The organism is Alteromonas sp. OM2203 (genome assembly GCF_048517045.1).
GTDB lineage: Bacteria > Pseudomonadota > Gammaproteobacteria > Enterobacterales > Alteromonadaceae > Alteromonas > Alteromonas gracilis.
Genome location: NZ_CP183209.1, coordinates 1,324,566 through 1,350,017, shown reverse-complemented (window position 1 = coordinate 1,350,017; position 25,452 = coordinate 1,324,566). Strand labels below are relative to the sequence as shown.

21 protein-coding genes are annotated in these 25,452 nt (G+C 43.9%); 9 read left to right on the top strand and 12 right to left on the bottom strand.

Annotated elements, in window-relative coordinates; genetic code table 11:
• Positions 1 to 153: 153 nt before the first annotated feature.
• Complete coding sequence (locus ACM0P2_RS06010) at positions 154 to 1,569, top strand: M20/M25/M40 family metallo-hydrolase (RefSeq protein ID WP_159118162.1); 1,416 nt, start codon at positions 154 to 156, stop codon at positions 1,567 to 1,569.
• Positions 1,570 to 1,803: 234 nt separating this feature from the next.
• Here ACM0P2_RS06010 and ACM0P2_RS06005 read toward each other — a convergent pair whose 3' ends face one another.
• Both ACM0P2_RS06005 and ACM0P2_RS06000 read right to left on the bottom strand, forming a co-directional pair.
• Positions 1,804 to 1,983: a hypothetical protein gene (locus tag ACM0P2_RS06005; protein WP_120960249.1), complete on the bottom strand. Its 180-nt coding sequence runs from the start codon at positions 1,981 to 1,983 to the stop codon at positions 1,804 to 1,806.
• A gap of 139 nt (positions 1,984 to 2,122) precedes the next feature.
• Positions 2,123 to 2,335, bottom strand: coding sequence for a cold-shock protein (locus tag ACM0P2_RS06000; protein WP_105932040.1), 213 nt, complete (start codon positions 2,333 to 2,335; stop codon positions 2,123 to 2,125).
• A 489-nt stretch (positions 2,336 to 2,824) separates the two neighbouring features.
• Here ACM0P2_RS06000 and gloA point away from each other — a divergent pair, with 489 nt between their 5' ends.
• Positions 2,825 to 3,226, top strand: a complete 402-nt coding sequence (gloA, locus tag ACM0P2_RS05995) for a lactoylglutathione lyase (RefSeq protein WP_159118163.1) — start codon at positions 2,825 to 2,827, stop codon at positions 3,224 to 3,226.
• 62 nt (positions 3,227 to 3,288) lie between these two features.
• On the top strand, positions 3,289 to 4,401 hold the full coding sequence (gene glpQ, locus ACM0P2_RS05990) for a glycerophosphodiester phosphodiesterase (protein ID WP_159118164.1): 1,113 nt from the start codon (positions 3,289 to 3,291) through the stop codon (positions 4,399 to 4,401).
• A gap of 61 nt (positions 4,402 to 4,462) precedes the next feature.
• On the opposite strand, the gene ACM0P2_RS05985 is transcribed toward glpQ, so the two are convergent.
• Positions 4,463 to 5,335 (bottom strand): flagellar protein MotY, encoded by an 873-nt coding sequence (locus tag ACM0P2_RS05985; RefSeq protein WP_159118165.1) that lies wholly within the window; start codon positions 5,333 to 5,335, stop codon positions 4,463 to 4,465.
• A 387-nt stretch (positions 5,336 to 5,722) separates the two neighbouring features.
• Here ACM0P2_RS05985 and rnt point away from each other — a divergent pair, with 387 nt between their 5' ends.
• Positions 5,723 to 6,358, top strand: coding sequence for a ribonuclease T (gene rnt, locus ACM0P2_RS05980; protein WP_159118166.1), 636 nt, complete (start codon positions 5,723 to 5,725; stop codon positions 6,356 to 6,358).
• A 130-nt stretch (positions 6,359 to 6,488) separates the two neighbouring features.
• On the opposite strand, the gene ACM0P2_RS05975 is transcribed toward rnt, so the two are convergent.
• Positions 6,489 to 7,094: a peroxiredoxin gene (locus ACM0P2_RS05975; protein ID WP_105931825.1), complete on the bottom strand. Its 606-nt coding sequence runs from the start codon at positions 7,092 to 7,094 to the stop codon at positions 6,489 to 6,491.
• 273 nt (positions 7,095 to 7,367) lie between these two features.
• Here ACM0P2_RS05975 and ACM0P2_RS05970 point away from each other — a divergent pair, with 273 nt between their 5' ends.
• Entirely contained in the window at positions 7,368 to 7,562 is a 195-nt protein-coding gene (locus ACM0P2_RS05970; protein WP_105931824.1) for a bacterioferritin-associated ferredoxin, read from the top strand.
• 177 nt (positions 7,563 to 7,739) lie between these two features.
• Here the strand turns inward: ACM0P2_RS05970 and ACM0P2_RS05965 are convergent, their stop codons facing one another.
• The 5 genes from ACM0P2_RS05965 to ACM0P2_RS05945 form a co-directional block, all read right to left on the bottom strand.
• Positions 7,740 to 10,610, bottom strand: coding sequence for a TonB-dependent receptor domain-containing protein (locus tag ACM0P2_RS05965; protein WP_419227422.1), 2,871 nt, complete (start codon positions 10,608 to 10,610; stop codon positions 7,740 to 7,742).
• A gap of 282 nt (positions 10,611 to 10,892) precedes the next feature.
• A complete protein-coding gene (locus ACM0P2_RS05960; protein WP_159118168.1) occupies positions 10,893 to 11,948 on the bottom strand; it encodes a FecR family protein in 1,056 nt (351 codons plus the stop codon).
• Between the two features lies 1 nt (position 11,949).
• On the bottom strand, positions 11,950 to 12,510 hold the full coding sequence (locus ACM0P2_RS05955) for an RNA polymerase sigma factor (RefSeq protein WP_373996009.1): 561 nt from the start codon (positions 12,508 to 12,510) through the stop codon (positions 11,950 to 11,952).
• 159 nt (positions 12,511 to 12,669) lie between these two features.
• Positions 12,670 to 15,240 carry a TonB-dependent receptor plug domain-containing protein gene (locus tag ACM0P2_RS05950; protein ID WP_159118170.1) on the bottom strand — a complete coding sequence of 857 codons (2,571 nt, stop codon included), beginning with the start codon at positions 15,238 to 15,240 and terminating at the stop codon, positions 12,670 to 12,672.
• Between the two features lie 333 nt (positions 15,241 to 15,573).
• Positions 15,574 to 15,924: a Grx4 family monothiol glutaredoxin gene (locus ACM0P2_RS05945; RefSeq protein ID WP_014948765.1), complete on the bottom strand. Its 351-nt coding sequence runs from the start codon at positions 15,922 to 15,924 to the stop codon at positions 15,574 to 15,576.
• A gap of 349 nt (positions 15,925 to 16,273) precedes the next feature.
• On the opposite strand from ACM0P2_RS05945, the gene sodB reads away from it, so the two are divergent.
• The 4 genes from sodB (at position 16,274) to ACM0P2_RS05925 (ending at position 21,940) form a co-directional block, all read left to right on the top strand.
• Positions 16,274 to 16,855 (top strand): superoxide dismutase [Fe], encoded by a 582-nt coding sequence (gene sodB, locus ACM0P2_RS05940; protein ID WP_159118171.1) that lies wholly within the window; start codon positions 16,274 to 16,276, stop codon positions 16,853 to 16,855.
• Between the two features lie 242 nt (positions 16,856 to 17,097).
• A complete protein-coding gene (locus ACM0P2_RS05935; RefSeq protein ID WP_419227421.1) occupies positions 17,098 to 19,020 on the top strand; it encodes a PrkA family serine protein kinase in 1,923 nt (640 codons plus the stop codon).
• Positions 19,021 to 19,104: 84 nt separating this feature from the next.
• A complete protein-coding gene (locus ACM0P2_RS05930) occupies positions 19,105 to 20,391 on the top strand; it encodes a YeaH/YhbH family protein (protein WP_159118172.1) in 1,287 nt (428 codons plus the stop codon).
• Position 20,392: 1 nt separating this feature from the next.
• Positions 20,393 to 21,940 (top strand): SpoVR family protein, encoded by a 1,548-nt coding sequence (locus ACM0P2_RS05925; protein WP_159118173.1) that lies wholly within the window; start codon positions 20,393 to 20,395, stop codon positions 21,938 to 21,940.
• A gap of 28 nt (positions 21,941 to 21,968) precedes the next feature.
• On the opposite strand, the gene ACM0P2_RS05920 is transcribed toward ACM0P2_RS05925, so the two are convergent.
• From ACM0P2_RS05920 to prmB, 3 genes are all read right to left on the bottom strand, one after another.
• A complete protein-coding gene (locus ACM0P2_RS05920) occupies positions 21,969 to 23,198 on the bottom strand; it encodes an MFS transporter (RefSeq protein WP_159118174.1) in 1,230 nt (409 codons plus the stop codon).
• Between the two features lie 151 nt (positions 23,199 to 23,349).
• Complete coding sequence (gene aroC / locus ACM0P2_RS05915) at positions 23,350 to 24,447, bottom strand: chorismate synthase (protein WP_105931815.1); 1,098 nt, start codon at positions 24,445 to 24,447, stop codon at positions 23,350 to 23,352.
• A 9-nt stretch (positions 24,448 to 24,456) separates the two neighbouring features.
• The gene (gene prmB, locus ACM0P2_RS05910; protein WP_159118201.1) at positions 24,457 to 25,392 is read right to left on the bottom strand and encodes a 50S ribosomal protein L3 N(5)-glutamine methyltransferase; all 936 of its coding nucleotides are present in this window, start codon (positions 25,390 to 25,392) and stop codon (positions 24,457 to 24,459) included.
• Between the last annotated feature and the right edge of the window lie 60 nt (positions 25,393 to 25,452).

The window sequence follows — 25,452 nt, the reverse complement described above, 5'->3', positions numbered from 1 at the left end:
TATAACAGATCGCACCAAACGACTTTACGATTAACGAACCACTAGGGCTTATGGTTTGCCTCGAAAGCACCAATCAAATTGGCTATGATTGATATGTCATATTTGTGCCAACGCAAATAAAATAGAAATATAAAAATAACTCACGGAGAACACATGTCTCGATTAAATACTATCGCTAAAAGTTTAGCGCTTGGTGCATTGGTAAGTGCTTGCAGTTTTGGCGTTTTCGCTGAAAGCTCACCAATTACGCCTCAACAGAAAAAAAATGCTGAAGCACTTATCCAAAAAGCACTAAAAAGTGACTTAGGCTATAGCATTGTAGAATCACTTACTACAGAAGTAGGCCCTCGATTAGGCGGCTCTGAAGCAGAGAAACGCGCAAGAGATTGGGGCGTTGAAGTAGGAACTCGATTGGGCTTCGATAAAGTTAGTGTAGAAGAGTTCACTATGCCTTTTTGGGATAGAGGTCATTTACATATTTCACTTACTTCACCCTATGCACAACCGCTTTATGGCACTGCGTTAGGTGGTGCGGCCCCTTCAGAAAAAGAAATTAATGCAGACATTGTGTATTTCCGCGACATTCACGCTTTAACAGCTGTTGAAAACGGTGCTCTGGAAGGCAAAATTGCCTTCGTCGATGGCGACGCCATGGTGAAAAGTCAAACAGGTGCAGGCTACGGTCAGGCTAACCAACGTCGCCGTATAGGGTGGCAGCATGCTCAACGCGGTGGTGCTGAGGCACTGGTAGTGCGTTCAGTGGGTTCGGATTCTCATCGTTTTCCTCACTCAGGCATGATGAGTTCTGATGGCGAAAACTGGGCAGATATCCCCGTCGTTGCTATCTCAAACCCAGATGCTGATCATTTACGACGTCTACACAATCTTGGTAAACCACTCTCACTTTCGCTTCATTCGGAATCCAAGTGGAAGGGCGAAGTAAGCAGCGGCAACGTCATTTTAGATTTAGTCGGTAGTGAAAAGCCTGAAGAAATCGTGCTTATAGGCGGCCACTTAGACAGTTGGGACTTAGGTACGGGCGCGGTCGATGATGGTGCTGGTATTGCAATAACAACGGCGGCTGCCGCGTTAATTGCTTCACTTCCTGAACGCCCTAAACGCACTATTCGTGTAGTTATGTTTGGTGCTGAAGAAGTTGGCCTGTTAGGCGCATTTGCTTACGCAAAACAGCATGAGAAGAACCTTAATAATCATGTGCTGGCGACAGAGTCTGACTTTGGGGCGCAAACTATTTGGCAACTGGTGTCTAATGTAAACTCCGAAGCAACAGTACTAGTAGATGAAATCGCAAAGATTCTTTCTCCACTTGGCATTGTTCGAGGCGGCGCTGATATCGCCGGCGGCGGTCCGGATATTATTCCACTTGCAGCGAAAGGCGTGCCTACAATTAGACTGAATCAGAACGGAAGGGACTATTTCGATCTTCACCACACTCCGGATGACACTTTAGATAAAATCAATCCCGATGAGCTTGCGCAAAACATCGCAGCATACGCAGCTAGCATATACTTACTTGCTGATTCCGAGATAGATTTGAAAGCAAAATAATTTCGAAGAAACGTCTGTTTTTTCACTAATGCTTAATGCAATTAGGTCAGCATGCAAAACAAGTATGCTGGCCTTAACATAATCTAACGCTATTTTTGTATATGCTTTGTATTATTGTCGGCCAATAATGGCGTACTACGGTAATGATAAACGTAGCTTTTCATAACGACGTAAAGCTAATACTAAGCGCATAGATGATTAATATTCGACCTAAGATTTGCCCAACTTGTGCCGTTAAGACGCTTTTACCAATTCAGCAACGAATCGTCTAACTTCTTCACGTGAAGTGAGAACAACATGGCGATAGGTATTTGCCTCTTTAAAAGCAACAGTGGTTTTGTTGGTAGAGATATTTGAAATTAACGCTGAAGATGTCGCGCTATTGAATGTAGATACAGAATGTTGGATTTGCATATTAAGAACTTCTTTATAAATGTAGTTTGTTTTGAATTCCTCGCAGGTTGTGTTAAGAAATTTTAAAACGGAAAGTAGGCTCTCTGCGCCTCGCTCAGCGAGTCAAAGAGCCCATATTTAGTAGATAAGCGTTAAGGTCTTATCGAACTACTACGTTAGCAGCCTGTGGACCTTTTTGACCTTGTTCAACTTCGAAGCTAACTTCTTGGCCTTCAGCAAGAGTTTTGAAACCGTCAGAAGTGATTGAACGGAAGTGTACGAATACGTCCTTACCGCCAGCTTCAGGTGTTAGGAAACCGAAACCTTTTTCTTCGTTGAACCATTTAACTGTGCCGTTTACTGAATTAGACATAATAAAAACCTTTTTTAAAAAAATTGATGTTGTGGTGAAAATCACCGATAGCAATAGACATAACCAAGCTAGTAAAGCAGTTGTATATCTAAATAGAACTTCAATTTGAAGGAATAAAGAAAGGTACAGCGCAGTATTAGGTAAAGCATATAACATATCTAGAGCGAGACAGAAGGTACAGGTAAAACATCGTCATGTCCAATCATTTCGCGTTTATTTTTTAGTCGCGTGTTTTATTAATGTATCTATGTAACTTTTAAATGACTTTAATTCACCAACAAAAATTGTATAACTGTCTTAAAGGGTTAACATTTATTTATTAAAGTCACACTGCGTTGTGTTTTTTGCTCTGTTCTCAAACTAAATATCACTGTAAGCCCTTAATTGATATGCGGTGTTTTCGCTTGAATGGAGAGACATTAACCACGCAATAATCATGCAGTACGCCGCAAGCCATTACTTTCGGTGTCGGCAAAATAGGAATCTGTTATGCGAATGCTTCACACTATGCTTCGAGTTGAGAATTTAGAATCATCACTTCATTTTTACACCTCGCTAATGGGTATGCGCCTTCTTCGTCAATCAGAGAACAAGGAATACGAATATACCTTGGCATTTGTCGGTTATGGCGATGAGTCTGACAGCACAGTGCTTGAGTTGACCTACAATTGGGGCGATAACACTTATGATAAAGGCGATGCCTATGGCCATATCGCTATTGAGGTTGACGATATCTACAGCTTTTGTGAAAACTTAGCGGCAAACGGCGCTGACGTTTATAGAAAGCCCGGCCCCGTAAAGGGCGGCACCACCGTGATAGCCTTTGTCCGTGACCCCGACGGCTATGCGATAGAACTTATACAAAACAAATCTATCTCGCTCGAGCACTGATAGTAATGATTTAACTGAGGCCTAATAATTTAAAAGGCTTAGAAGAGAAAAGGCAAATAACAATGAACACATGGAGTAGTGCTACTGTGCAGTACAAAAAGTTAGTTTATTCAAATAGTGTGAAAGGTAAGGCTATACAGAAAAGTCTTTTACCTGCTTTACTATTAGTGTGTTCAAGCATTTTCACATCAAGTGCGCCACTTGCTAACACTAATGAAGCAAACGCTACTAAGTCCTTCACGGTTATTGCACATCGCGGCGCATCAGGATATTTACCAGAACATACACTTGAAGCTGCTACGCTTGCCTTCTCTTTGCGGCCCGACTTTATAGAACAAGATGTAGTCATTACCAAAGACGATATACCTGTTGTTTTACACGATATTCATCTGGAAACCGTTACCGATGTTGAAGACGTATTTCCCGCTCGGCACCGTGCTGACGGAAGGTATTATGCACGGGATTTTACACTTGCAGAATTGAGAGCACTAAGAGTACATGAACGTACAGGTGGCAACGGTACCCCCGTATTTAAGGATAGATACCAAGGTAAACACGCGAATTTTAAGATTGCTACATTAACTGAGCACTTTGAGCTTATCAGCGAGCTTAATCGCCAGTTTGAAGCAGCTGTTGGCGTGTATCCTGAAGTTAAGTCTCCTGCTTTTCACCACGACGAAGGCGTTGATGCGAGTAAGATTGTCATCGACACCCTCAATGCGTTCGGTTTCGGTGTGGAAAATAGCAACAGCTATATTCAATGTTTTGATTTTAAAGAAGTGAAACGCATTCGCGAAACATTGGGTTATAAAGGCAAAGTGGTGATGCTTATAGGCGAGAATAGCTGGGGCGAAAGTGACACCGACTATGATTGGGTTCGTTCTGAAGAAGGTATGAACGAAGTAGCATCTTATGCTGATGGTATAGGGCCATGGTTAGGCCACCTACTGAATAACAAAGCAATGGCAAAGGGGAAGATTGAAGCGGCAAAGTGGCTTGAGTTCGCTCACAAAAACGGGCTGACGATCCACCCTTACACCTACCGAAAAGACGCTTTGCCTGACAGCATGACAAGCGAGCAAGTGCTAGACATGCTTGATAAGGTTGTAAATGCTGACGGTGTATTTACTGATCACTTAGTCCCAGTTTTGTCATGGCGATCTACCAAGAAGTAGAGGGCGAAATTTTCCCCTCCATTTCTTATACTTTGGTAAGTTGGTAATAGCCAACCAGCGCTTAAGATTTAGACAGACGTACTACCACTCGTCGGTTTTGCGCACGGCTTTCTCTCGTATCGTTTGGCGCGATGTGGCGTTTTTCGCCATGACCGGTAAGCTTAATTCTATCTTCAGGCACACCAAGCGTTGTGAGGTAACTTTTGACCTCATTAGCGCGGCGTATAGAAAGCTGCTCATTGTTCCAACGGCCACCGTAACTGTCGGTATAACCATCAAGAAGCACCAGTTCTAGCTCGCTGTCCTCTTTTAAATACTCACCTATCATAGTAAGGCGCTTTTGTGAGTACTTAGTAAGCTCAGTGCTGTTGTTTTGATAAGACAGTACCGTATAGGCGATATCGTCAAAATTGAAAGGCAGTAAATTAGATACACACTTAACGAATTCGCGATATACACTCGAAAAATTACTTGCGTTTAGCGCTACACTGACTTGGTCGTACTTATTGTACCAATCTTGATAATAGATGGTGGGCCAAAAACCTTTTTCTAGTTCAGATAGCATCGTCCATGCAGCGTCTTTAGGCAGGTCACCATTATATTGTTTCCGAAGCGACATATCCGCAATAGGCTTAGGTGCAACGCCCGGCATCCACTTTGGTGGTACAGAATAAACAGCAGCCATATCAAATTTACTGGGCAGCAAATGCATATCCAGCTCAAATTCCATATTGAGCTGTTTTGATGCGGTGCTTGTGAACATGGCTTCACCATATCCTGGCAAATCATGATTAAGCGTACACTGTAAGCGTGTGTCGGTATCGATACGCCAGCTAGAGCTCTCTATTGTCGCAGAATACTGCCGCATGGCGGCTTGGGAGGAAAGTGAACTCACCATCCCGATCAACGCGATATATTTTAATTTCGAGACCATTTCGACACCATTACGAAAATCAAACTAAACCAGGTGCAGGCTACATTTTTCATCACCTCACCCTTTTGAAAGCCACATTATCCACGCTGCTAAGTAAACTCGAACAAGCTCAATTTACCTTAGTAAAAACTATCGCCATAGCAAATATGGCAGCGCGTAGTTCCACCTATAATGTGTTTATCGTCCAAAGTGTAGAAAAGTTTAGCGCCTAATACCATTCACTTTTCTTGTTTTAGCTACTAATCTCATCTTCATTTGATAGTCTTCAAATTGAAACTGGCAACTCAGTAACATCCTTGCGATAATTCATTATTCTCGTACGTTCTCATGTTGGTGCACATTTAAAGTCATCAACTTGTTTTTCTAATCTAGTCTACAAGAGTGTTTATGTCTGCTAACCCGCCCCTTCTTTCCCAGCGCTTTAGAGGTTATTTTCCCGTTGTCATCGACGTTGAAACAGCCGGATTTAATGCAGGTACCGACGCTCTATTGGAACTCGCGGCGGTAACCGTCAAAATGGACGACAACGGTATTTTGCACCCGGATCAAACTTTCCATTACCATATCGATCCTTTCGAGGGTGCGAATTTAGAGCCCGCAGCGCTAGAATTTAATGGTATTGACCCTAATTGTGCTCTGCGAGGCGCTATCGAAGAAAGTGAAGCGATGAAAGATCTCTGTAAAGGTATTCGCAAAGCGCAAAAAAATGCCGATTGTCAGCGGTCGGTTATTGTGGCTCACAACGCTACTTTCGATCAGAGTTTTGTCAATGCTGCGTTAGAACGCTGTAATATTAAACGAACGCCATTTCACCCTTTCGTATCCTTCGATACAACAAGCCTTGCTGGCTTGGCGCTAGGACAAACTGTTCTGGTAAAAGCTTGCCGTGCTGCTGGCATTGAATTTGATCAAAACGAAGCACACAGTGCACTGTATGACGCGCAGAAAACTACCGAATTATTTTGCTATATGGTGAATCGATATAAAGCATTGGGCGGCTGGCCTGTAGGAAGCGAAGATTAAACTAAAAGGCCTAATCTTTCGATGATGAGCATGCTGCTTAAATGCAGATGTGTAATTATCTATACGGATTGGTGAAAAACAAGAACGGCGCCAATTGGCGCCGTTCTTTTATTGATTTTACGGGGTTAACTTATAACTTGTCAGCTTCTTCAGATAAATACTTAGCCACGCCTTCAGGTGACGCATCCATACCCGCTTTACCTTCGGTCCAACCCGCCGGGCAAACTTCACCATGCTCCTCATGGAACGCTAGTGCATCAACCATACGCAGCATTTCGTCTACGTTTCGGCCAAGTGGCAGATCGTTTACTACTTGGTGACGTACCATACCTTGTTCATCGATAAGAAATGAACCGCGGAACGCTACACCGTCTTCAGGGTGCTCTACATCATAAGCTTGGCAAATATCATGTTTGACATCCGCCACCAAAGTATACTTAACAGGGCCGATACCACCTTGATTTACTGGAGTGTTTCTCCACGCGTTGTGTGAAAATTGAGAATCGATCGACACACCAATTACCTCAACACCGCGCTTTTTGAATTCGTCGAAACGTTTGTCAAACGCAATAAGCTCAGACGGGCAAACAAATGTGAAATCTAGCGGGTAGAAAAAGACGACTGCTTTTTTACCTTTTATAGCTTCGCTTAGCGTGAAAGTATCAACAATTTCACCGCTACCAAGCACTGCTGCCGCAGTAAAATCTGGCGCCGGGCGGCCAACTAATACACTCATGAGTCTCTCCATTTAAATGTGGATTGTAATAATAAAAATAATTACTTAGCGCAATTATTTAAGATAACTATCTATGAGCAAAGGTAGGTACTATTATTCGAATAACAATACCCTATGCTGCTTTTTCTGACAGATCATACCAATCAGAGAGCAAAAACCTTTTTGCATAGTTCAAACAGCAATCAATTTCACTGCATTAAATTTTAAATATCTGCTTGCCAAATTTATGAATAGCAATTATTATCATTTACAGATTCATTTGGAGTACGTTTAATGTTTGTTTGTATGTGCTATGGGGTAACTGATAAGAGCATTCGCGCGGCTGTTGAAGAAAACGGTGTGGGGAATATGCGTGAGTTACGTCAACATTTAGAGCTTGGTTCTCAATGCGGCAAGTGCATCAATATGGCACAGCAAATTATTGATCAAACAATTGTCGATGAAACCTTATTTAAAAACGTGGGCTAGGAACGTTCATTAGGCCCATTTCACTTTATTCCATCTGTCCCTTTTTTCTTCCGTCTCTATCACAATGCCTTCTACTTTCCGCAGCATTAATGTGGCGAAAAACACGAAGAACCTCACTTGATTATCCTTTCTATAACACCATTCAAAGCAGTGATTTGAAATACAACTGTCGGACTATCACTTGAAAGTATATTCAAGCCCTGCGTAATAGAAAGCACCATTAATGCCACTTGGAGATGTAGGTGGGTAAAGCGCCCCAACCTCTCCTTGAAATGGATTTTCTTCAGGAAGCGCGTCGAAGAGGTTTTGCGCTCCAAAGGTAAGCACAGTGTGCGGTAGTACTTGCCAAGAGAGTTGAGCATCAAACGTGGTTAGCGCACTGCCAAAAATATCCATACCCGCTGAGGCATCAAGATGGTCCTCATAAAATTTGCCGTAATAATTTAAACGCCAAGTAAAAGCCCAATTACCTTTTGATTGCTCGAGAGTAAGACTGCCTCGATGACCCGGCAGGTTATCTTCTAACATTTTAACGCGAGCCTGGGTTAGATTTGGTAAAAGTTGTATTTCGCCATTGACTAGAGCTGGGTAGCGAGTAACCCGTTCCACCTGCGTGTCTGTCCAGTTATAAGCGAGCAGCAAAGAGTTTGACCAATCCTCATGAGAAAAGCTGTAATTTACAACGATATCGACACCTTGTGTCTTCGTATCAAAATCATTAGTAAAATATTTAGCTGCATTATATTTAGCTGCATCAAGGCGCCCCTTAGCGATGAGTGCAGTAATGTCCTCTTCGGTCAACGGTATAGCTGATGTGGTACTTATTCTATCCGCAAGACGAATATTAAAATAATCCAAAGTGGCAAAAAAGGTCTCACTTGCCTGCATAACCACCCCTAAACTGAAGTTAACCGACTCTTCGGGTGTCAGTGGCGTTGCACCGAGCTGGAGCGATATTAGGTCGGTAGGCGGCAGCGTCGCCTGGTCCTCCAACCCGTTTATACCATAGGCAGTGGTAACATTGATTACGTTGCTTTGACCCACTGTGGGTGCTTTAAACCCGGTATTAACCGACCCGCGTAATGCAAACAGATCGTTTAATTTATATCGAGTACTTACCTTGCCGTCGAACGTTGAACCAAAATCACTAAAATGTTCAACGCGTGTCGCCATACCAAACTGCCATTCTTCTGTAACGAAAAGCTCAACGTCCGCATACAGCGCCCAATTATTGCGACTCCAATGGCCTGCTGACTGCGGCTGATAACCTGGGAAGCCGTTTGACCCTATAGAAAATCCTTGATTCAAGCCCAGTGGAGGCTCTAGTGCGTAGGGACCTGCAACATACGACGCTTCATCACCCGCTTTCTGAAAGTAGGTTTCTTTGCGCCATTCAACACCCAGGGCAATGCTGATTGGATCTTCAAAAATGGTTTGTATTAACTTGGTAAAGTCCAGATTAAACGTACGTTCTACCTGCGAAACGCCTCCAGGTGAGAAAGTTGTGGGTGTTTGAGGGCCCAATGATGGATTAACCGTATTTGAAATAGTGTACTCAATATCACTGTATCCAAGTGTGGCGCTTGCATCCATCGCCCAGCCATCGGGAAGTTCGTGCCTTATTCCCATAGCAACTGAGGCATCAGTAATCGATCCGCCAAATTGGGGCGTAAACCCGCCGGGAAACCACTCGTTAAAGGCAAAACAGTTTGCACCAAGCGCGGTTGAGTTATCTGCTATTCGTTGATAATCGGGATTTGATAAAACATTACTACTTGAAAGGGTAATAGAAGGGCATGTAATACCGTTTTCCAACCCATCTAAATCCGCAACAATAAGACGACTTTCTCCAGTAGCAGAGTCCGTGCGGCTAAACACACCTTCACGAGTTTGTGGATTTCGAAAATAGAATCCACCATTAATCTCACGGCGTGCCGCGGTAGCAAAACTATACAATTTCGATGAAGAAGACAGGTCAAGGCCAGCATTGAGTGCGAGTTTGATATCTTCGTTCACATCTAACGCCCCCCAAATTTGAGCAGGTGTTTGAATAAATGTATTACCTTGCTCTTGAAGGTTTTGAGCATCAGTGCGTTGAACAGAACGAGATGTACCATTTTGCTGCCTGTACTCAGCTGTGGCGTTGATAAAGCCTGTCTCTCCTATGCCGAAACCTTTATTCGCCTGAAATTGAAAAAGCTCGCCGTCACCTTCGCTGTATCCGCCAAGCTTCAAAGCGACACTGCCTCCTTCTCTTGCATCTTTCAAGACGAAGTTAATAACGCCAGCTATAGCATCTGAGCCATACTGAGCCGATGCCCCATCTCGCAGTACCTCTACTTGCTTCAGGGCATAAGCGGGTATAACTGAAATATCTGGCCCTTGTGCCCCATCAGATAAACCGCCACCTAGAAACGTGATAACCGCGGAGCGATGTCGTCGTTTTCCATTTAGAAGCAACAACGTATGATCTGAAGACATACCTCTTAAATTCGCAGGCCTCACCAAGCTGCTAGCATCATTTATTGGCTGGTCATTTACATTAAGAGATGGAACCATCACGCTCAACATAGAGAGCACGTCGGTATTACCTTGAGAACTTAGCGCGTCAGAGCCAATAACATCGAGAGGGACCGGTGAATCCACAGCACTTCTAGGCGAGTTTCTAGTACCAACGACAGCGATTTTTTCAAGTCCATTAGTCTTTTCCTCAACCTCATTCTCGTTGTCTTCGCTTTGTTTTGGTTTCGCTAGAAGGGATGAGCGCGAACGAATACTCAATACGCCGTTTTCATCACTAATAACGGCAAGCTCCGTTCCTTCGAGAAGCTGGGTCAAGGCTTCATCCAATGTAAACGTACCTTCTAAAGCATTCGTCTTTACTTTTCTTGCTAGATCAAAGGGAAACAACAACGTTGTATTGGCTTGTTTAGCAAGCTCAGTCAGCGCCTCATTGGCGTTTTGGGCAGGTATTGAAAATGTAATTGCATCAGAGGAAGACTGGGTTTCAGACAAAATGGGCGAGTCGCTAATATTTTGCGCAAACACCGTTTCCGTTGGCCATAAAAGGAGAAAAATACCAGAGACTATATGCGCAGGTAAAAACACACTAGATATAAAGCGTTTGAGTATTTTATTTTGCGAACGACAACAAGCCGAACACGCGAAAGCATGCAGCTTTTTTCTTTTATTTTTAGATTGCCTGCTTATTGCAAAATTGCCGTACTGCAAGATATTAAATCGATGTGCTTATTATTTTAATTATATTGTCACATTAAATAAAATGATGCCAATGAGTAATCATCGAAAGCACCCAGCTTTCAGAAATATTTAACTTTTCGCAGTGCTCAGTTCAATCGTTGTTTCAGTGACTCGTTGATAATTAATATTGAAACTGCTCTTTAGCGCAGAAAGTAAGCCATCTATATCGCCTACTTTGAAGTATCCTGCTACACGTCGTTTACGTAAACTATCGTCAGAAATGTGAAAACGAACAGGTGTATAACGTCCAATTTCTGCCAACACGGCATCTAATGGCTCGCCTTTAAATACTATCATGCCCTGCTGCCACGCTAAATCATCGTCAATATCATTTTGCGACATACTCTCGCGGGCTTCTACTTTACCTAACACAGTAGCTTTCTCTCCCGCAAACATCAGCAGACCTTCTTCCGAAACGGGGCGTTTTCCAAATAGAGATTCGTTTGATGATGATGACTTGAACCGGTCTTTAACCAATACTTTTCCATCAGTAACCACTAATTCAAATGCATTGTCGTCGACGTACTGCATATTAAAAGCCGTACCAACTGCTGTTACCGTATTATTACCCGCGGTAACCGAGAATGGGCGCGTTTTATCGTGAGCGACTTCAAAGTGAGCTTCGCCTTTCAACAACACGATATTGCGCGCCGTTGATGTGAAGTCTACGGTGACTGTAGAGTTTGTATTCAGGTGAAGCTGTGAACCGTCTGCTAGGGTAACGTTTTTCTGCTCCCCCACCCCTGTTTGCACTTTCTGGCTTACAGCGGCGAATTCAGGCGCGTTGTCTAACCATGTACGCTGAACAATAACGCCAACAGCAATTGCCATGACTAAGAACGTTGCTGCAATGCCCCAAACTGCTGTTTTCGGAAGGCTGTGTTTTTTCAACGGTTGGCGGGCTGTCGGCTGAGGGAATAGCCCACTTAGTTCATTAAGCACCGACATATCGTCCCATAAACTTGCAGCATCTAATAATGCTTGGCGGTGGGAATTACTTTCAGATAGCCAATCGTCTAATACTTCTTTTTCGTCACTTTTTAACCCGCGGTCGAGACGGCTTATCCAAAGGCAGGCTTGCTCTTGAATATCTTCTTTGCTTGAAAACTGGCGAATATTGTTCATGTTAACTACTGCTTATGTCCTGAGTCGCGGTAGCAGTGGCACGGGGGGATGCACTGTCCTTTGAAAGCTCAGCTAAATATCTAGAGCACATCATTAAACCTTTGGCGACATGCTTCTCTACGGTGCTTTCACTTAGCCCCACAAGCTCTGCAATTTCTCTTTGTCGCATGCCATATACTTTTTTGAGTAAAAATACGCGTTTTACATCAGCTGACAGCGTGTCTGTCGCTCGGCAAAAATGAATAAAGCGCTCTTTACTTTCTACATTCTTTTCTAAACTGTGCCCAACAAGTTCGTAAGGCAACATATCCATATCGTCCAACTGCTGTTTGTTTTTATTTTCAGCTCTTGCAACATGGTTTAGCGCTAAGTTACGCGCTGTTTTGAGCATGTATGTCCGCTCGTATTGTATTTCTTGTTTTAATTCTGCTTCGTAACTCTTTATAAAAGCTTCTTGCACGATATCTTCAATGTCGTCGGCGCCAACAATAGAACCTACCGCGCGCATTAACTTAGAGCGGTATTTTAAAAAGGTTTCAGCTACTGTCGACTTTCTCGTCATAATAATAAATGTTGCGTGTTTCGATTTGCTTACATGGGCATCAATAATGCCTGTTTTTTGGTAAATTTTCACGTAAATGATGATAGAAGATAAAAGGGGAGCTAATGCTCCCCTTCACTTCGAAACATTTGTGAAAGTTGTTTTCGCTATAACTAGCGATTAGAAAGAATAAACACCTCTTAGATAATAGAAGCCACCGTTAATACCGATTGGTGAGGTAGTTGGATACAACGAACCTGCGATACCGGCATACTGTGTATTCTCATCTGGGTATTCATCAAAGGCGTTTTTCGCGCCTACCGTTACAGTAAACTCTTCAGTGAAGTTATAAGCTACTTCTAAGTCCACAGTAAACTCTGAACCTACTTTATCAATAGGCAATGCAGAATCTAAGTGATCTTCAAAGATGCTACCGTAATAGTTCAAGCGTGCAAGGAAGCGCCAGTCACCGTTGGTGTGATTCGCTGTTGCACTGTAGCGCACTGCTGGAAGGTTGTCTTCTAGCATGCGAATACGCTCAGCTGAAATGTTGTCCGATGCACGGTCAACCTCTGTCGATGTCCAGTTGTAGGCAAGTGAGAACTTAGTCTCGCCGCCCATCATCTCCATCGAGTAGTTTGCTACTACATCAAGACCTTCAGTAGTTGTATCGAAGTCGTTAGTAAAGAAACTGATCTCTTGGAAACTAGAAGCATCGTTAATGCCTTGCGCAATAAGTGCTGCAATATCGTCTTCAGTTAACGCAATACCAGACGCTGTACTAATACGGTCAGTCAGCTCAATGTTGTAGTAATCAGCAGTAATGAAAAGACCATTTTCAAAGTCGGCTACTATACCAAACGTGATACTTTCTGATTCTTCAGGCGTTAACTGCTCGCCACCTTTAAGCTGCGATACTGGGTCTGTTGGTGGTAGCGTTGCACGGTCGATTAACTGACCACCCGTACCGAACGCTGTTGTAACGTTACGCACGTTACTTTGACCAAGCGTAGGCGCCTTAAAGCCAGTTGAGAATGCACCGCGGAACGCGATGTTTTCAAGCGCTTGCCAACGGAACGCAATTTTACCTTTTGTCGTATCGCCGAAGTCAGAGAAGTCTTCGTAACGAAGCGCACCGGCTAACATGAAGTTTTCAGTAATATAGGCTTCTGCGTCAACGTAAAGTGCAATGTTGTTGCGGGACACACGACCTTGGCTATTGGCCGCCAAGCCAGGGAAACCATTTGAGCCAATGCCAAAGCCTTGTGTCGCCAGCGGACCTATTTCATAAGAGGCTGTATCACCTGCAACGCTCTCATAACTTTCATTGCGATATTGGAAACCTGTCGCTACGAATAGCGGTTCGTACAAACCAACATCGAAAGGTTTAGTAAAGTCAATATCAAGAGTTTGTTCAGACTGTGTATAACGACCTGGGCTGAACGAGGTTGGCGTATCTGGACCTAAAGACGGGTTGATTGTATTGCTGATAGCAAAATCTACTTCGTTTTGGCCAAGGTTCAAACTCACGTCATAAGTAATGTCGTTATCCAACTCACCTTTGGTACCAAACACAAGAGACATGTCCGTTACCGTGCCGCCAAAGCGAGGTGTAAAGCCACCAGGAAGAATCTCGTTAAACGCGAAACAGTCTGGATTATTTGCTACTTCACTAATGTAACGTGGATTAGTAAGTACGTTGTCGCCAACCACGATATCAGTTGGACAGTTACCTGACATGTCGCCAGTCAAATCACCTACAAGCAACAATTGTTCGCCGTCAGCATTTGTACCACCGTCGTTTACTCCACCACGGTTGTGTGGGTTACGGAAATAGAAACCGCCTTCAACTTCACGTTCAGCGAAGTTACCAAACATATAAGCTTCTGAAGTAGCAGACAACTCAATACCAGCGTTAGCAAACAGTTTGATGTCGTGCTTAATTTCAGGAGAACCCCAAATTTGTGCAGGATCTGCAACGAAAGTGTTACCTGCTGCAACAAGTGCCGCTGCATCATCACGCTGAACGCTGCGAGAGGTATCATCAGCTGTACGGTATTCAGCTGATAGGTTAAGGAAACCATTTTCTGAAAGTGGCAAACCGACATTACCAGACAACTGGATCATGTCGCCGTCGCCTTCATAGTAAGAACCGTAACGGGCTTCAAACGTTCCACCTTCAGATGCATCGCTAAGTACGAAGTTAATTACACCTGCAATGGCGTCTGAACCGTATTGTGCTGCCGCACCATCACGAAGTACTTCTACCTGCTTCAGGGCTGCCGCTGGAATAACAGAAATATCTGGGCCTTGTGCACCGTCAGAAAGACCGCCGCCAAGGAAGGTAATGACTGCAGAGCGGTGACGACGCTTACCGTTAACTAAAACAAGCGTATGGTCTGACGCCATACCGCGAAGGTTAGCTGGACGAACAAGCGTTGATGCATCGTTAATTGGCTGGTCGTTCACGTTGAAAGACGGAACAACAGTTTGCATCATAGATACCATATCTGTGGCACCCTGCTGCTTGAATTCTTCGTCGGAGATAATATCAATTGGAACGGCGGAGTCAGCTACTGAGCGAGGCGCTGCGCGTGAACCAACAACGGCAATTTGCTCGAAATCTTCAGCTTTCGCACTTTCTTCTGCTTCTTGCGCATAAACTGGTGCAGTAGCCATTACTGAAAACGCAGCAGATGCAGCTAGAACGCCCCGTACGTTTCTGGTCAATAAAGACAAGGTTGTATTCATGGTGGTTTCCCGGATTTTCTCGAAAGCACTTTGTGTGTTTTGCACACATCAAAAAAGTGTTTAGAGTGGTTGTTGTTTTATACCTTCAACACTGACTCATTAGCGGTCAGATGACTGTGTTATAGAACGCAAGATTTTAAAAAACAAACCTTTTTCGATGAAATAAAAATATTTTTTTAGACTGTAGAGGATTTGGTTTTCTGGCCTGTCTATATAGATTTCGTGGGGATAAAAGTACGTAGTTATTGGCGGAAATTAATGAAAAAAGCCAGCTGTAAGCCGGCTTTTTAATCTATTTTTATGATTTTAAAAATAGGGGATTTAAGACAACGATTATTCTGCTTCTTTGTACTTAGCAGCAGTTTCTTTGATAAGCGGCTGTAGTTCGTTTTGCTGGAACATTTCAATAATAATGTCACAACCACCCACTAACTCACCCTCTACCCACAACTGTGGGAAAGTTGGCCAGTTCGCATACTTTGGCAGTTCAGCGCGAATATCAGGGTTTTGTAGAATATCGACATACGCAAATGGTTCGCCACATGACATCAACGCTTGCGATGCTTGTGAAGAAAAGCCACAGCTAGGCAGTTTTGGTGAACCTTTCATGTACAACAAAATTGGGTTTTCTTCGATTTGCTGCTTGATTCTATCCAGCGTTGATTGATTTTCAGTATTATCCATTTGATTCCTCTGAGCACAAAAGTGTATTCCCAGTTAAGTGGGAATGCATGAATGATTTATCAAGGTGGAGGGTATCATATTTTTAGCGTTAATTACTCATCACCATATTGATCTTTTCACTGCCTGTAATGCTATCTACCAGTACACCGAATCATTATCTTCGATGATAAACATTGGTTTTTAAAAAATTTCACAATTTTGTCATTGAGTTATAGGACTTTATCCCCACATTTGGGATATGCTTTATCATCTAAAGTGATATAGACAACCAAGGGTTGATTGGCACTTATTGAACAGGCGAAGATAAGTGTGCTTTAGACTAAAATACTAAACCAACATGGAGACCGTCATGGCTTTTGAATTACCAGCATTACCATACGAACAAAATGCACTAGAACCGCATATTTCTGCTGAAACGCTTGAATATCACTATGGCAAGCACCACGCTACTTATGTAACTAAGCTTAACGGCCTAGTTGAAGGTACTGATATGGAAAACAAAAGCCTAGAAGAAATCATCAAATCTTCTGAAGGCGGTGTTTTCAATAACGCAGCACAAGTTTGGAACCACACGTTCTATTGGCACTGCCTTAGCCCAAATGGCGGCAGCGAGCCTACAGGCGCGCTAGCTGATGCGATCAATGCAAAATGGGGCTCATTTGCAGACTTCCAAGCAGCGTTTAACGACAAAGCAGTGAACAACTTTGGCTCAAGCTGGACATGGCTTGTTAAAACTGCAGACGGCAGCCTAGATATCGTTAACACGAGCAATGCAGAAACGCCAATTTCTGGTGACGACCTTACACCAGTACTAACAGTCGACCTTTGGGAACACGCTTACTACATCGATTACCGTAATGCGCGTCCTAAGTACCTAGAAAACTTCTGGGCACTGGTTAACTGGGAATTCGCAAGCAAAAACTTCGCGTAAGCCAAATGCCTTAATGTGGAACATATTTAGTTCTGTATAGCGTTAATAAATTTGAATGAAAAGCCCCGCTCACGAGCGGGGCTTTTATTTATGTGAAATTGCTCGTTAAGAGACACTAAATTCTTATTAAAGTTGCATTTTTCGTTAGACGAAAAGATTAAAAACTATACACAATAATTACTATCCTTTTCCCAAATACCTACTAAGCTGAAGTTACGGGGTTCCGTATTTAAGGGGTATTCATGGGTATTTTTGAACACTATCAAAGTCGCTATGAAGAGCGAAAACAGGAAGAGTTCACCATTGGGGAGTTCCTTGAAATTTGTAAGGAAGATCAAAGCGCTTATGCAAACGCTGCAGAACGTTTGCTACAAGCTATTGGTGAGCCAGAGCTAATCGACACTGCCAACGACCCGGCGCTCAGCCGCATTTTCTCAAACCGCGTTATTTCTCGATATCCAGCTTTTTCAGAATTCTACGGTATGGAAGAAGCGATAGAGCAAATCGTTTCTTACCTTAAGCATGCCGCACAAGGGCTTGAAGAAAAGAAACAAATTCTTTATTTACTTGGCCCTGTGGGCGGCGGTAAGTCCTCGCTAGCAGAGCGTCTTAAGGAGCTGATGCAGCACGTACCTATCTATATGCTTAAAGGGTCTCCGGTCAACGACCACCCTTTCTGTCTATTTGATGTTAAAGAAGACGGTGACATCTTAGAGAAAGAATATGGCATTCCTAAACGCTATTTAAAAACCATAATGTCGCCGTGGGCTCGCAAGCGCCTACATGAATTTAACGGCGATATTACTCAGTTCAGAGTTGTTCGGGTTTATCCTTCGGTGCTAGACCAAGTGGGTATAGCGAAAACAGAACCCGGTGATGAGAACAACCAAGATATTTCAGCGCTAGTGGGTAAAGTTGACATTCGTCGGTTAGAGCAATATGCACAAAACGACCCTGACGCTTACAGTTATTCTGGCTCGTTGTGTAAAGCCAATCAGGGGTTAATGGAATTTGTGGAAATGTTTAAAGCGCCCATTAAGGTGCTGCACCCACTGTTAACCGCCACACAAGAAGGCAACTATAACCCAACAGAAGGCTTCTCTGCCCTTCCTTTCGACGGTCTAATTTTGGCCCACTCCAATGAATCTGAGTGGCAGACATTTAGAAACAATAAAAACAATGAAGCCTTCCTAGACCGAGTCTACATTGTAAAAGTGCCTTATTGCTTACGAGTTAGTGAAGAGATTCGCATATACAAGAAGCTGTTGGATAGTAGTGAGCTTAACGGTGCACCTTGTGCTCCAGACACTTTAGAATGCTTGGCTCAATTTACCGTGTTATCTCGTTTAAAAGAGCCTGAAAATTCCAGCTTGTTTTCCAAAATGCGAGTCTATGACGGTGAAAGCTTAAAAGACACTGATCCGAAAGCTAAGTCATATCAGGAATACCGCGATTACGCGGGTGTCGACGAGGGTATGGAAGGGTTATCTACTCGATTTGCATTTAAGATCCTCTCTCGAGTTTTTAACTTCGACCATCAAGAAGTGGCGGCAAACCCGGTTCATTTGTTCTATGTATTGGAGCGTCAAATTGAACGTGAGCAATTCCCACAAGAAACCGCAGATAAGTATCTGGAGTTCTTAAAAGGTTTCTTAATTCCACGCTACGTAGAGTTCATCGGAAAAGAAATTCAAACTGCATATTTAGAATCTTATTCTGAGTATGGACAAAATTTATTCGATCGCTACGTAACCTATGCTGACTTTTGGATCCAAGATCAAGAGTATCGCGACCCAGAAACTGGGCAGTTGTTCGACAGAGCATCTCTCAATGCAGAGTTAGAAAAAACGGAGAAGCCTGCAGGAATTAGTAATCCTAAAGACTTCCGTAACGAAATCGTTAACTTTGTTTTGAGGGCCCGTGCAAATAACAGCGGTAAAAACCCAGCGTGGACTAGCTATGAAAAGCTGCGCACTGTGATTGAGAAGAAAATGTTCTCTAACACGGAAGACTTGCTGCCGGTTATCTCTTTCAACACCAAAGGCTCTGCAGAAGAGCAGAAAAAGCACGACGACTTTGTAAACCGCATGACTGAAAAAGGCTATACGCAGAAACAAGTTCGATTGCTATGTGAATGGTACTTGCGCGTACGTAAAGCATCATAGGGCTTGAACTACGTGGTTTTAAAGCGTGCACTGGCACGCTTTAAAACGGGCATTTGACGTTCACAACAAAGTAAGCAGGTGTGTATGGCGCATTTTATTGACCGAAGGTTAAACAGCAAAGGTAAGAGCACGGTAAACCGCCAACGCTTTATCAAGCGCTATAAACAGCAGATAAAGCGCGCGGTTTCTGATGCGGTAGGCAAACGCTCGGTAACCGACTTAGACTCTGGCGAACAAATTAGCATTCCCGCCAGAGATATTTCTGAACCTATTTTTCATACAGGTCGAGGTGGCAGTAGAGACATTGTGCACCCCGGCAATGATCAATTCATAGCAGGTGACAAAATTGACCGGCCACCCGGTGGCGGTGGTCAGGGTGCAGGTGAAGGCGATGCAAGCAATGAGGGCGAAGGTCAGGACGAATTTGTATTTTCTATATCCAAAGACGAATATTTAGACTTACTGTTTGAAGATTTAGCGCTACCTAACTTAAAGAAAAATCAGTTTGATAAGGTTACTCAATTTGAAACTTATCGCGCTGGTTATCAAACCGACGGCGTGCCGAGTAATCTAGATATTGTTCGTTCGTTAAAAGGCTCTGTTGCAAGGCGCATTGCCCTTAGCGGCAGTGATAGAAAGAAACTCAGAGAGCTTGAAGAAAAGCTTGCACTGCTTGTCGAGGACAAACACGAGAATACGTTTGCAATAAATGCATTAAAAGAAGAAATCGAAACACTTAAAGCGAAAATTGCACGGGTGCCTTTTATCGACACCTTCGATTTGCGTTTTAAAAATTATGACAGACGTCCTCTTCCCTCGAGTAAAGCCGTAATGTTCTGTCTAATGGATGTGTCAGGCTCAATGGATCAGGCCACCAAAGATATGGCTAAACGGTTTTACATCTTGCTATATCTGTTTTTAACGCGCACCTACGAAAATGTAGAGGTGGTCTATATTCGCCACCATACTCAAGCTAAAGAAGTCGATGAGCAAGAGTTCTTCTATTCACAAGAAACAGGGGGCACCATCGTTTCGAGTGCTTTGAAATTAATGGACGAAGTGGTTCGCGAGCGCTACAGCAATGGAAATTGGAATATCTATGCTGCTCAGGCATCAGATGGCGACAACTGGGCTGATGACTCACCGCAATGTCGCGACCTCCTTACTGCCAAGTTACTACCAGCGACCCGCTATTACGCTTATATCGAAATAACAGAAAGACAACACCAAAGTTTGTGGCGTGAATATGAGAAAGTTGCCGCTACTCACGATAATTTTGTATGTAAGCACATACAAACCCAGGCCGACATCTACCCTGTGTTCAGAGAGCTATTCAAACGCTCTGCACAAGATGCGCAGCAAGGAGCCTAATATGACAACCGACGCTATGGCAAAAGAAAACAACAAGCCTGAAACATCAAGACGCCACTTATTAAGCGATGGGCCCGACTGGACGTTTCCACTTATCGAAGAGTATGAACAGCACATCGATCGCATTGCGAAGAAATTTAAACTCGACACTTACCCTAATCAAATTGAGGTAATAACCGCAGAACAAATGATGGATGCCTACGCCAGCATAGGCATGCCACTTAATTATACCCACTGGAGTTTTGGCAAAAAATTTATACAAACTGAGCAGCAATATCGTCGTGGTCAAATGGGTCTGGCCTACGAAATCGTTATTAACTCTGACCCCTGCATTGCATATCTAATGGAAGAAAACACCATTACGATGCAAGCACTGGTTATGGCACATGCCTGTTACGGCCACAATTCATTCTTTAAAGGGAACTACTTATTTAAAACCTGGACTGACGCCAGCTCGATTATCGATTATTTAGTTTTTGCCAAAAACTATATTGCAAAGTGCGAACAGAAATACGGCTATGAAGACGTAGAAAACATACTTGATTCCTGTCATGCGCTAATGAACTATGGCGTTGACCGCTACAAACGTCCACAGAAAATCTCGTTACAAGAAGAGAAAAACAGGCAAGAAGAACGGGAAGCATACCTTCAATCTCAGGTAAATGAACTATGGCGAACCCTCCCCGATAGTCCGCACAGCAAACACAAAGAAAAAATTCGGTTTCCACAAGAGCCCCAGGAAAACCTGCTTTATTTTATCGAAAAAAATGCACCGCTACTTGAACCTTGGCAGCGTGAAATTGTGCGTATTGTACGAAAAGTTTCCCAGTATTTTTATCCGCAGAAACAAACTCAAGTGATGAATGAGGGGTGGGCCTGCTTTTGGCACTATCATATTTTAAACCAGATGTACGATGAGGGTTTAGTAAGCGACCGCTTTATGATGGAGTTTTTGCACAGTCATTCAAGCGTAGTCATGCAGCCAGAGTACAATAGTCCCTATTACTCCGGTATAAACCCGTATGCGTTAGGCTTTTCCATGTTTATGGACATTAAGCGAGTTTGCCAGTCGCCTACCGAGGAAGATTATAAGTATTTGCCAAGCATAGCCGGTAAGGACTGGTTGGAAACCGTGCATTTCGCTATGGAAAACTTTAAAGACGAAAGTTTTATCAGTCAGTTTTTGTCGCCCAAAGTCATTCGCGACTTTAAGTTATTCGCTCTCGAAGACGACACCAAAAAGCCTTTTATAGCAGTGAGTGCAATTCACGATGAAATGGGTTATCAAATTATCAAGGAGAAACTGTCCGCCCAGTACAATTTGAGCAATTTGGAACCTAATATTCAGGTACATAATGTGGACGTAAGAGGCGATCGCTCGCTCACCCTTCGCTATATTCCTCAGCGGGGCATTCCCCTAGGGGATTCAAAAGATGAAGTCATGCGCCACTTACATAGGCTTTGGAAATTCGACGTACGCTTAGAGCAAGACAACGGCGACGACGGCGTTGAAGTGATAGCAGAGTGTAAGCGCACACCGCAGGCGTAAGCCTGCGGTCAGCCCTCAAGACAAGATTTTAAGCCGCCTTTGCACTTTCCATCTCTTTTCGTGAACAAATTAACAATGACAGCGCGCCTATTGCAGCAAATACCGCAGCAGTGACGAACGTCTCATAGGCATTCGTTCCCTGCTGCCATTGCTGACCTGCCATATAGTTGCCAAAGGCGCCACCAAGGCCAAAGGCTACACTGATATAAACGGCTTGCCCCCGGCTGTGATACGCCTTAGGTAAAAACTGGTGGATAAAGTGTACCGATACTGCATGGGTTAACCCAAAGCTTAGGGCATGAATAAGTTGGCTCAGCACGATAACCATAAAGAAATCAGCAAACGCCGCCATGACGTACCAACGTAGCCCTGTTAGCGCAATACTCACAAATAGTAGGTTCCATACGCCAAACTGACTGATAAGCCGGCGGGCGATAAGAAATACTCCTACCTCAGCCAGTACACCTAGCGCGATAAAGATCCCCGTTTCCTGGCCGCTGTATTCGAGGTCGCGCATATAAAGTGCAAAAAAACCGTAATAGGCTCCAAAACTGATTTGCAAACATGCAGAAGCAAAGATAAATACCGCAAAAGGTTTTTGCTTTGCGAATTTCCAAATACTTCCCACCGCAGAACTCTCAGGCGCAGACTCTTTCGGTGCGCGTATAAATAAAGTACTGATGAATAAAAGCGCCAGCACAAAAATACTCGCATGTACGGGCGTGTCGGTAGAAAAAATATCCAGGGCCTTTCCAACACCTACCGTTAAGCAAATGAAACCAACGCTTCCCCACAACCTTATTTGCCCGTAGGTGGTATTAGTGTTAGCCACCGAGTTCATAGTGATAACTTCAAGTTGCGGCAGCACTGCCGTCCAAAACATCATCATTAAACCGAAGGCCAAGGTAAGTCCCCAGAAGCTGGTGAAGTAGAGCACCGAACTGAACGTCAATACGGTAAGGAAGCAGCCCAAGCGCATAACACCAATAGCATTACCTGTTTTATCTGCTACGCCCGCCCACAGTCCCGGCCCTAGTATTCTCGCGAGGGTGATGACGGCAAAAAGCTCCCCAATCTCTGCCGAAGAAAAGCCCCGCCCATCAAGAAAGATTCCTAAATAGGGTACAAGTACACCAAGCTGCCCGAAATAAAGCCAGTAGGTGATAGCAAGAATAAAGAGTGCCGTTTTGCTACTTGCTGCGCTATTTACGGTGTTTGCACCAGCGCTTTCAGTATTCTTTAGGCCATTGTGTGACAATTCACATCTCCATATGCAAAAACGCCACTAGCACAAAACTGGCAGTGGCGAATGGTGAAAATAATTAGCGCAACACAAGGTTAATACTGCGCGTTTTTAATCCGTGTAATTGTTGCGGTATTAGGGTTGCTGCGTTGATAGTAAAAAAACGCTATGCCTGACCAGCAATGGGCTTAGTGGTCGAAAGCACGCCTGCATTTTGCGCACGGTGACGCAGCAAATGATCCATCAATACTATCGCCAGCATGGCTTCGGCAATTGGCACTGCACGAATGCCCACGCACGGGTCGTGACGGCCTTTCGTGACAATATCAATTTCTTCATTGTCTTTATTAATGGTTTTGCCCGGAACAGAAATGCTCGAGGTCGGCTTAAGTGCCATATGCACTTCAATATCCTGGCCAGTAGAGATGCCGCCTAGTACGCCACCTGCGTGATTAGACGTAAAGCCTTCAGGGGTAAGCGTATCGCGGTGCTCACTACCTTTCTGGTTTATGACATCAAAGCCGTCACCAATTTCCACGCCTTTTACCGCGTTAATGCCCATCATGGCGTGGGCAATTTCAGCGTCTAGCCTGTCAAATACAGGCTCGCCTAGGCCGACGGGTACGTTTTTCGCTACCACTGACACTTTAGCACCAATGCTGTCACCAGATTTTTTAAGGTCGCGCATGTATTCATCAAGTGCTTCAAGCTTAGATTCATCTGGGCAGAAAAACGGGTTGGTGTTGGTTACGCTGTGGTCAACCTTATCAACGGTGACAGGGCCAAGCTGAGACAAATAGCCCAACACCTCTATACCGTGCACTTCTTTTAAATATTTCTTAGCAATACCGCCAGCGGCTACGCGAATCGCTGTTTCGCGGGCTGACGAACGACCGCCCCCGCGATAATCTCGGCTACCGTATTTTTGATCGTAGGTATAGTCGGCATGCCCAGGACGAAAACGATCTTTGATATTACCGTAGTCTTGGCTTCGCTGATCTTTGTTTTTAATCAATAAGCCAATGCTTGTACCTGTAGTTTTACCTTCAAATACGCCAGATAGAATTTGTACTTCGTCATCTTCTCTTCGCGCCGTGGTGTAACGTGAAGTACCCGGCTTACGTCTATCCAAATCAACTTGAAGGTCTTCTTCTGTAATCTCAAGTCCTGGAGGGCAACCGTCTACTACACCGCCTATCGCAATGCCGTGGCTTTCACCAAACGTGGTTACAGTGAAAAGTTTTCCGAAGCTGTTACCTGACATAATTAACTATTAATCCTTACTACTAAAATACTGTACTAATGTGTCTTTGCGTACCGCGAAAATACCTGAACCGCCATTTTCAAACTCTAGCCAAATGACTTCCAAACCCGGGAAACGTTCGCTCATGTGCACTTCGCTGTTCCCAACTTCAACAAATATCCAGCCGCCATCATTGAGGTATGTTGGTGCTTCTTTGAGCATGATATCAACAAGTTCTAGGCCATCTTCACCGGCGGCAAGGGCCAGTTCAGGCTCGTGGTGATACTCTTCTGGCAGGTCAGCCATGTCTTCTGCATCAACATAAGGCGGGTTCGATACGATAAGGTCGTACTTCTGCCCTTCTAAACTTGAAAACAAATCAGACTGAATGGGATAAACACGGTGGCTAAGACCATGCTCCTGAATATTGATATCGGCCACTTCCAACGCATCTGTGCTGATATCTACCGCATCCACCTGCGCTTCTGGATACGCGTGAGCAAGCGCGATAGCAATACATGCTCCACCTGTGCACATGTCAAGAATACTAGTAGGCGCGTTCTCCACAAACGGGGCAAACTCATTTTGGATAAGTTCAGCGAACGGCGAACGAGGAATAAGCACTCGCTCGTCTACGTAGAATGGCATACCGCAGAACCAAGCTTCATTAGTAATATATGGCAATGGCATGCGCGTTTGTACACGCTTTAAAACAAGCTCTGCAATTTTCTCGCGCTCGCTTTTCGTCAAACGGGAATTTAAAACATTCTCACCCGCCTGCTCTAAAATCGGATGAGGTAAATGCAGTGCCTGCATTACAAGGTTAGTAGCTTCGTCCCACGCGTTGTCAGTACCATGGCCAAAGTACAAGGCTGCATCATTAAAACGGCTGGTTGCCCACCGTGTCATATCTAACAAGGTATGCAGATCTTCAATGGCTTCTTCAAGGTAGAACTTATCGGTCATGGCGTTTGGGTACATCAAAAATTTCAAAGCTGGTATCATACCCAAACTTCATACCGATTC

Excerpts from the sequence above, each read along its gene's own strand:
- ACM0P2_RS05970 (WP_105931824.1), top strand. The coding sequence starts at position 7,368 with ATGTTTGTTTGTATGTGCTATGGGGTAACTGATAAGAGCATTCGCGCG.
- ACM0P2_RS06000 (WP_105932040.1), bottom strand. The coding sequence starts at position 2,335 with ATGTCTAATTCAGTAAACGGCACAGTTAAATGGTTCAACGAAGAAAAA.
- ACM0P2_RS05960 (WP_159118168.1), bottom strand. The coding sequence starts at position 11,948 with ATGAACAATATTCGCCAGTTTTCAAGCAAAGAAGATATTCAAGAGCAA.
- ACM0P2_RS05930 (WP_159118172.1), top strand. The coding sequence starts at position 19,105 with ATGGCGCATTTTATTGACCGAAGGTTAAACAGCAAAGGTAAGAGCACG.
- sodB (WP_159118171.1), top strand. The coding sequence starts at position 16,274 with ATGGCTTTTGAATTACCAGCATTACCATACGAACAAAATGCACTAGAA.
- ACM0P2_RS06005 (WP_120960249.1), bottom strand. The coding sequence starts at position 1,983 with ATGCAAATCCAACATTCTGTATCTACATTCAATAGCGCGACATCTTCA.
- gloA (WP_159118163.1), top strand. The coding sequence starts at position 2,825 with ATGCGAATGCTTCACACTATGCTTCGAGTTGAGAATTTAGAATCATCA.
- ACM0P2_RS05975 (WP_105931825.1), bottom strand. The coding sequence starts at position 7,094 with ATGAGTGTATTAGTTGGCCGCCCGGCGCCAGATTTTACTGCGGCAGCA.
- glpQ (WP_159118164.1), top strand. The coding sequence starts at position 3,289 with ATGAACACATGGAGTAGTGCTACTGTGCAGTACAAAAAGTTAGTTTAT.
- ACM0P2_RS05945 (WP_014948765.1), bottom strand. The coding sequence starts at position 15,924 with ATGGATAATACTGAAAATCAATCAACGCTGGATAGAATCAAGCAGCAA.
- ACM0P2_RS05950 (WP_159118170.1), bottom strand. The coding sequence starts at position 15,240 with ATGAATACAACCTTGTCTTTATTGACCAGAAACGTACGGGGCGTTCTA.
- ACM0P2_RS05935 (WP_419227421.1), top strand. The coding sequence starts at position 17,098 with ATGGGTATTTTTGAACACTATCAAAGTCGCTATGAAGAGCGAAAACAG.
- prmB (WP_159118201.1), bottom strand. The coding sequence starts at position 25,392 with ATGACCGATAAGTTCTACCTTGAAGAAGCCATTGAAGATCTGCATACC.
- ACM0P2_RS05955 (WP_373996009.1), bottom strand. The coding sequence starts at position 12,510 with ATGACGAGAAAGTCGACAGTAGCTGAAACCTTTTTAAAATACCGCTCT.
- aroC (WP_105931815.1), bottom strand. The coding sequence starts at position 24,447 with ATGTCAGGTAACAGCTTCGGAAAACTTTTCACTGTAACCACGTTTGGT.
- ACM0P2_RS06010 (WP_159118162.1), top strand. The coding sequence starts at position 154 with ATGTCTCGATTAAATACTATCGCTAAAAGTTTAGCGCTTGGTGCATTG.
- rnt (WP_159118166.1), top strand. The coding sequence starts at position 5,723 with ATGTCTGCTAACCCGCCCCTTCTTTCCCAGCGCTTTAGAGGTTATTTT.
- ACM0P2_RS05985 (WP_159118165.1), bottom strand. The coding sequence starts at position 5,335 with ATGGTCTCGAAATTAAAATATATCGCGTTGATCGGGATGGTGAGTTCA.
- ACM0P2_RS05925 (WP_159118173.1), top strand. The coding sequence starts at position 20,393 with ATGACAACCGACGCTATGGCAAAAGAAAACAACAAGCCTGAAACATCA.